Raw genomic sequence first — 6,992 nt, 5'->3', positions numbered from 1 at the left:
AGCGAGGCAGGGCGTTGGGCATAACGCGAGCCAGGCTCTTGGACCCGACGCTAACCTGGGTGTGGGAAGAGTCGTGAGGCGCGCCCTGGAGAGCCCCCCCCGCCCCCGCGCCCGGCGGCGAGGGGTGTTGCGCCTCCGCCGCCCTTACCCGTTCGCATCCCCAGAGGCTCCGCCCCTTCGGCCCTGCCGGGGAGGGCATCGCCCCCTGGACCCCCGTTGACGCCGGGCCGGACTGGCCGGATTCGCCACATCCACGCCGTACGGTGCACGTATTCCCGCTGATTCGCCTCGCCCGGGCCCGCCCGGGTCCGAATGCTGGAATGCTGGCCTTTGTCGTCCGGGCGGGCGTGGAGTCGTGGCTGTGGGGGGCCGAGGATCGTGATCGTGGAGGACAGGGTGCGCGTGGTCATCGCCGAGGACTCGGTGCTGCTGAGGGAGGGACTGACCCGGCTGCTGACCGACCGTGGGCACGACGTCGTCGCCGGGGTGGGTGACGGGGAAGCGCTGATCAAGACCATCACCGAGCTGGACTCGGAGGGTGCGCTGCCGGACGTCGTGGTCGCGGACGTACGGATGCCTCCGACGCACACCGACGAGGGGGTGCGAGCCGCCGTACAGCTGCGCAAGGCGCATCCCGGTCTCGGCGTACTCGTGCTGTCGCAGTACGTGGAGGAGCGCTACGCCACGGAACTGCTGGCGGGTTCCAGCCACGGAGTCGGGTATCTGCTGAAGGACCGGGTAGCCGAAGTGCGTGAGTTCGTGGACGCGGTGGTGCGGGTGGCCCGGGGAGGTACGGCCCTGGACCCCGAGGTCGTCGCGCAGCTGCTGGGGCGCAGCCGCAAGCAGGACGTGCTCGCGGGACTCACCCCCAGGGAGCGTGAGGTCCTGGGGCTGATGGCCGAGGGCCGGACCAACTCCGCGATCGCCCGGCAGCTGGTCGTGAGCGACGGAGCCGTCGAGAAGCACGTCAGCAACATCTTCCTGAAGCTCGGGCTGTCCCCCAGCGACGGCGACCACCGGCGCGTCCTCGCGGTGCTCACCTACCTGAACTCATGACCGTCCGGCTCCAGGTCCGACTCCGGCACCCTGTTCGACACGTTGCTGACACCGTGTCAGAAACGGTAGGAACCGAAGTGTGAAGGGGAGCGTCTTCGAGGGAAGCGCCGGGGGGCGGGCAAATCGTGAAAAGTCGGTTCTCGAGACTGCCTCAAGGGCGTGTCCATCATGCGAATGACCCAGGGAAGGCGACCCTTACGGTCGTAGGGTTGATTCTGGGAGGACCTGCGCGAAGGTCACTCCCAGACAGCCGCCTCGAGGGAGGTCCAGTTCAGTGACGCAGGTCAGTAGTCCAGCGGAGCAGGCCGACGGAACCGTCGTGGGAGAGCAGCGCAAAGCGGCAGGGGTGAAGGATGTCCGCCGCCTGGACCGGGTGATCATTCGTTTCGCCGGTGACTCGGGTGACGGTATGCAGCTCACCGGTGACCGTTTCACCTCGGAGACGGCGTCCTTCGGCAACGACCTGTCGACCTTGCCGAACTTCCCGGCCGAGATCCGCGCCCCCGCCGGCACCCTGCCGGGCGTCTCCTCCTTCCAACTGCACTTCGCCGACCACGACATCCTCACGCCGGGCGACGCACCGAACGTGCTGGTGGCGATGAACCCGGCGGCGCTGAAGGCGAACATCGGCGACGTGCCGCGCGGCGCGGAGATCATCGTCAACACGGACGAGTTCACCAAACGGGCGATGCAGAAGGTCGGGTACACCACCTCTCCTCTTGAGGACGGCTCGCTCGACGGCTACCACCTCCACCCGGTGCCCCTGACGACGCTCACGGTGGAGGCCCTCAAGGAATTCGACCTCACCCGTAAGGAGGCCGAGCGCAGCAAGAACATGTTCGCGCTGGGTCTGCTGTCGTGGATGTACCACCGGCCGACCGAGGGCACCGAGAAGTTCCTGAAGTCGAAGTTCGCCAGGAAGCCGGACATCGCGGCCGCGAACATCGCCGCCTTCCGGGCGGGCTGGAACTTCGGCGAGACGACCGAGGACTTCGCCGTCTCCTACGAGGTCGCCCCGGCGACGAAGGCGTTCCCGACCGGCACCTACAGAAACATCTCCGGGAACCTGGCCCTGTCCTACGGGCTGGTCGCCGCGTCCCGCCAGGCGGACCTGCCCCTGTTCCTGGGCTCGTATCCGATCACCCCGGCCTCGGACATCCTGCACGAGCTGAGCAAGCACAAGAACTTCGGCGTGCGCACCTTCCAGGCCGAGGACGAGATCGCCGGCATCGGCGCGGCACTGGGCGCGGCCTTCGGCGGCTCCCTCGCCGTGACCACGACCTCCGGCCCGGGCGTGGCACTCAAGAGCGAGACGATCGGCCTGGCCGTCTCCCAGGAACTGCCGCTGCTCATCATCGACATCCAGCGCGGCGGGCCCTCGACCGGTCTGCCGACCAAGACCGAGCAGGCGGACCTGCTGCAGGCGATGTACGGCCGCAACGGCGAGGCCCCGGTCCCGATCGTCGCCCCGCGCACCCCGGCCGACTGCTTCGACGCGGCCCTGGAAGCCGCCCGCATCGCCCTCACCTACCGCACCCCCGTCTTCCTCCTCTCCGACGGCTACCTCGCCAACGGCTCCGAGCCCTGGCGCATCCCCGACCTGGACGAACTCCCCGATCTGCGCGTGCAGTTCGCGCAGGGCCCCAACCACACCCTGGACGACGGCACCGAGGTCTTCTGGCCCTACAAACGCGACCCGCAGACCCTGGCGCGGCCGTGGGCGATCCCGGGCACGCCGGGCCTGGAGCACCGCATCGGCGGCATCGAGAAGCAGGACGGCTCCGGCAACATCTCCTACGACCCCGCCAACCACGAGTTCATGGTCCGCACCCGCCAGGCCAAGATCGACGGCATCGACGTCCCCGACCTCGAGGTCGACGACCCGCACGGCGCCCGCACCCTCGTCCTCGGCTGGGGCTCCACCTACGGGCCGATCACGGCGGCGGTACGACGGCTGCGCACCGCCGGCGAAGCCATCGCACAGGCCCACCTGCGCCACCTCAACCCCTTCCCGAGGAACCTCGGCACCGTCCTGAGGGGCTACGACAAGGTGGTGATCCCCGAGATGAACCTCGGCCAGCTCGCCACCCTCATCCGGGCGAAGTACCTCGTCGACGCCCACTCCTACAACCAGGTCAACGGCATGCCGTTCAAGGCAGAACAGCTCGCCACGGCTCTGAAGGAGGCCATCGATGGCTGAGACGTCCACGGAAGGCACGGGCACGATCGAGGCGCTCTCGCTCGTCCCCAAGGCCGAGGCCCGCCAGTCCATGAAGGACTTCAAGTCCGATCAGGAAGTGCGCTGGTGCCCCGGCTGCGGTGACTACGCGATCCTCGCCGCGGTCCAGGGCTTCATGCCGGAGCTGGGCCTGGCCAAGGAGAACATCGTCTTCGTCTCCGGCATCGGCTGCTCCTCCCGCTTCCCGTACTACATGAACACGTACGGCATGCACTCCATCCACGGCCGCGCCCCGGCCATCGCGACGGGGCTGGCGGCCTCCCGGCGCGACCTGAGCGTGTGGGTCGTCACCGGTGACGGAGACGCGCTGTCGATCGGCGGCAACCACCTGATCCACGCTCTGCGCCGGAACGTGAACCTCAAGATCCTGCTTTTCAACAACCGGATCTACGGCCTCACGAAGGGCCAGTACTCCCCCACCTCCGAGGTCGGCAAGATCACCAAATCGACGCCGATGGGGTCGCTGGACGCCCCCTTCAACCCGGTGTCCCTGGCCATCGGCGCCGAAGCCTCCTTCGTGGCCCGCACGATCGACTCCGACCGCAAGCACCTCACCGAGGTCCTGCGCCAGGCCGCGGCCCACCAGGGCACCGCCCTCATCGAGATCTACCAGAACTGCAACATCTTCAACGACGGTGCCTTCGACGCACTGAAGGACAAGCAGCAGGCCCAGGAGGCCGTGATCCGTCTGGAGCACGGCCGGCCCATCCGCTTCGGCGGTGGGGGCAGTGGAGGAGGCTCACGCGGCGTCGTACGCGACCCCGTCACCGGCGACCTCAAGGTGATCACGGTGACACCGGAGAACGAGGCGGACGTGCTGGTCCACGACGCCCATGCCACGTCCCCCACCACCGCCTTCGCGTTGTCGCGGCTGGCCGACCCGGACACCCTCCACCACACCCCCATCGGCGTCCTCCGCTCCGTGGACCGCCCGGTCTACGACACACAGATGGCCGACCAGCTCGACACGGCCATCGAGCAGAACGGCAAGGGCGACCTGGGGGCACTGCTGGCGGGCGGGGACACCTGGACGGTCGTGGGCTGACCGGCGAGTGACGGCCGAGGGCCTGGGTGCGGTCGGCACCCAGGCCCTCCGTGTTGCGGGGGGGGCGGCCCGCCTTCGTCCGTTCGGTCACCGCCGGACGCGTCAGCCCTGGTCAGGGGCCTTTTTGCGCGCGTCGTAGGCCTCGCGTGCCGTCAGGACCTCCGCCATCCGCTCCTCGGTCCACATCGCCAGCCCTCGCACCTGTACCGCCGCCTCGCGGCCGAGGCCGGTGAGGGAGTAGTCGACCCTCGGGGGGATGACCGGCTTGGCGTCGCGGTGGACGAGGCCATCGCGTTCCAGGGTCTGGAGGGTCTGGGTGAGCATCTTCTCGCTGACCCGGCCGATGGCCCGGCGCAGTTCGCTGAAGCGGTGGGGGCGGTCGAGTAGTTCGATCAGGACCAGGACACCCCAGCGGCTGGTGACGTGTTCCAGGATCAGGCGGTGCGGGCACATCGCCTCGCCCGCCACCAGCGGTGCGCTTCCTGTCTCTTCACTTACGGCCATGCCAGTACCTTACTTCAAAGTGGGTACTTTCGAAGAGTTAGCGCATCCCCTAGGGTTAGTGGCATCCGCACCCCACAAGGAGATCGCAGATCATGAGCATCGTTGTCACCGGAGCCACCGGAAGCCTGGGCCGCCACGTCGTGGAGCAACTGCTGGAGAAGGTTCCGGCCGAGCAGATCACCGCCGTCGTCCGCAGCGCCGACAAGGCCGCCGACTTCGCGGACCGCGGGGTGAAGATCGCGCTCGCCGACTACAACGACCCCGCCTCCTTCGACGGCCTGTTCGCCGCCGGCGACAAGGTGCTGCTCATCTCGGGCAACGAGTTCGACAAGGGCCGCGTGCAGCAGCACAAGGGCGTCATAGACGCCGCCAAGGCGGCCGGTGTGGCGCTGCTCGCCTACACCAGCGCCCCTGGCACCCTGACCGCCGCGCTGGCCGACGACCACCGGGGCACCGAGGAGGCGCTGACCACCTCCGGCGTGCCGTACGCGCTGCTGCGCAACGGCTGGTACCACGAGAACTACACCGAGAACCTCGCCCCCGTGCTGGAGTACAACGCCGTCGTCGCCGCCGCCGGCGAGGGCCGGGTCTCCTCCGCCTCACGCGCCGACTACGCGGCCGCCGCGGTCGCCGTACTGACCGGCGAGGGGCACGAGAACCAGACGTACGAGCTGGGCGGCGACGAGGCGTGGAGCTTCGCCGAGTACGCGGCCGAGCTGAGCCGTCAGACCGGCAAGGAGATCGGCTACTCCGCCGTCTCCACCGACGCCCTCATCGGCATCCTGACCGGTGCCGGGCTGCCGGAGCCGTTCGCCGCGACCCTGGCCGGCGTGGACGCGTCGATCGAGAAGGGCGAGCTGGTGGTCTCCAGTGGCGACCTGTCCCGCCTGGCCGGACGCCCGACCACGCCGTTCGCCGAGGCGATCGCGGCCGCAGTCAAGGCCTGACCCGCCTTCGGCACGACACGCCGAAGCGGAGACTTCCCAGGGCCGGACTCCCCCGGCGGACGCCTGGGCGCGGGAGCACCCCCGTCTGTCATGACCGTATTCCGATACGGGCATGACAGGCGGGGGTGCTCGGCGTTACCTTCGTGCAGGTGAGCCGGACGTGAGAAGGAGGGGCCCGTGGCCGGGACGTCGAAGGGCGAGCAGCGCATAGGTCTGCTGAACGGCTTCGCGGCGTACGGGATGTGGGGGCTCGTCCCTCTCTTCTGGCCCCTGCTGAAGCCCGCCGGGGCGGGCGAGATCCTCGCCCACCGGATGGTGTGGTCCCTGGCCTTCGTGGCTGTCGCGCTCGTCGTCATCCGGCGCTGGGCCTGGGCCGGTGAGCTGCTGCGGCAGCCCCGCAGGCTGGCGCTGATCACCGTGGCCGCGGCCGTCATCACCGTGAACTGGGGCGTCTACATCTGGGCCGTGAACTCCGGTCACGTCGTCGAGGCCTCGCTCGGCTACTTCATCAACCCCCTGGTCACCATCGCCATGGGCGTCCTGCTCCTCAAGGAGCGGTTGCGGCCCGTGCAGTGGACGGCGGTCGGCGTCTGTCTCGCCGCCGTCCTGGTGCTCACCGTGGGCTACGGCCGGCCGCCGTGGATCTCCCTCACCCTCGCCTTCTCCTTCGCCACGTACGGCCTGGTGAAGAAGAAGGTCAACCTCGGCGGCGTCGAGTCGCTGGCCGCGGAGACCGCGATCCAGTTCCTGCCCGCGCTCGGCTATCTGCTGTGGCTCGGCGCGCAGGGCGACTCCACCTTCGCCGGCGAGGGCGCGGGCCACGCGGCCCTCCTCGCCGCGACCGGCATCGTCACCGCGATCCCCCTCGTCTGCTTCGGCGCGGCCGCGATCCGCGTCCCCCTGTCCACGCTGGGACTGCTGCAGTACCTGGCCCCGGTCTTCCAGTTCCTGCTCGGCATCCTCTACTTCCACGAGGCCATGCCGCCGGAGCGCTGGGCGGGGTTCGCGCTGGTCTGGCTGGCGCTGACGCTGCTCACCTGGGACGCCCTGCGAGGCGCCCGCCGCTCCGCCCGCACGCTCAGGGCCGAGAGGACCAGGCCCAGCGCGACCATCCCGACGGGCACGGTGAGTGCCACCCGGAAGGCCGAGAGCGTCGCCTCGGGCCCCGACCCGGTGGACGCCAAGCCGTAGACGGCCGTCA

General features: G+C 69.5%; 6 protein-coding genes. 5 read left to right on the top strand and 1 reads right to left on the bottom strand.

Translation table 11 applies throughout. The features are described 5' to 3' along the window. The first annotated feature begins 396 nt into the window (after positions 1-396). From ACZ5XS_RS40440 to ACZ5XS_RS40430, 3 genes are all read left to right on the top strand, one after another. The gene (locus ACZ5XS_RS40440) at positions 397-1,056 is read left to right on the top strand and encodes a LuxR C-terminal-related transcriptional regulator (RefSeq protein ID WP_468660078.1); all 660 of its coding nucleotides are present in this window, start codon (positions 397-399) and stop codon (positions 1,054-1,056) included. Between the two features lie 274 nt (positions 1,057-1,330). Continuing rightward, positions 1,331-3,256 carry a 2-oxoacid:acceptor oxidoreductase subunit alpha gene (locus ACZ5XS_RS40435; protein WP_468660076.1) on the top strand — a complete coding sequence of 642 codons (1,926 nt, stop codon included), beginning with the start codon at positions 1,331-1,333 and terminating at the stop codon, positions 3,254-3,256. Then, positions 3,249-4,340 (top strand): 2-oxoacid:ferredoxin oxidoreductase subunit beta, encoded by a 1,092-nt coding sequence (locus ACZ5XS_RS40430; protein WP_468660074.1) that lies wholly within the window; start codon positions 3,249-3,251, stop codon positions 4,338-4,340. The genes ACZ5XS_RS40435 and ACZ5XS_RS40430 overlap by 8 nt, the downstream gene beginning before the upstream one ends. 102 nt (positions 4,341-4,442) lie before the next feature. On the opposite strand, the gene ACZ5XS_RS40425 is transcribed toward ACZ5XS_RS40430, so the two are convergent. After that, entirely contained in the window at positions 4,443-4,844 is a 402-nt protein-coding gene (locus tag ACZ5XS_RS40425; protein WP_468660072.1) for a winged helix-turn-helix transcriptional regulator, read from the bottom strand. A gap of 92 nt (positions 4,845-4,936) precedes the next feature. On the opposite strand from ACZ5XS_RS40425, the gene ACZ5XS_RS40420 reads away from it, so the two are divergent. Beyond that, positions 4,937-5,791, top strand: a complete 855-nt coding sequence (locus tag ACZ5XS_RS40420) for an SDR family oxidoreductase (RefSeq protein ID WP_468660070.1) — start codon at positions 4,937-4,939, stop codon at positions 5,789-5,791. Positions 5,792-5,968: 177 nt separating this feature from the next. After that, on the top strand, positions 5,969-6,982 hold the full coding sequence (gene rarD / locus ACZ5XS_RS40415; protein WP_468660068.1) for an EamA family transporter RarD: 1,014 nt from the start codon (positions 5,969-5,971) through the stop codon (positions 6,980-6,982). Positions 6,983-6,992: the final 10 nt, after the last annotated feature.

It is taken from the genome of Streptomyces sp. NPDC033131, from assembly GCF_055578365.1.
The sequence above is the reverse complement of the archived record's forward strand: the minus strand, read 5'-3'. Positions and strand labels throughout refer to the sequence as shown.

What these genes read in the sequence shown, in the direction of transcription:
- ACZ5XS_RS40430 (WP_468660074.1), top strand. Translation starts at nt 3,249, where the DNA reads ATGGCTGAGACGTCCACGGAAGGCACGGGCACGATCGAGGCGCTCTCG.
- ACZ5XS_RS40425 (WP_468660072.1), bottom strand. Translation starts at nt 4,844, where the DNA reads ATGGCCGTAAGTGAAGAGACAGGAAGCGCACCGCTGGTGGCGGGCGAG.
- ACZ5XS_RS40420 (WP_468660070.1), top strand. Translation starts at nt 4,937, where the DNA reads ATGAGCATCGTTGTCACCGGAGCCACCGGAAGCCTGGGCCGCCACGTC.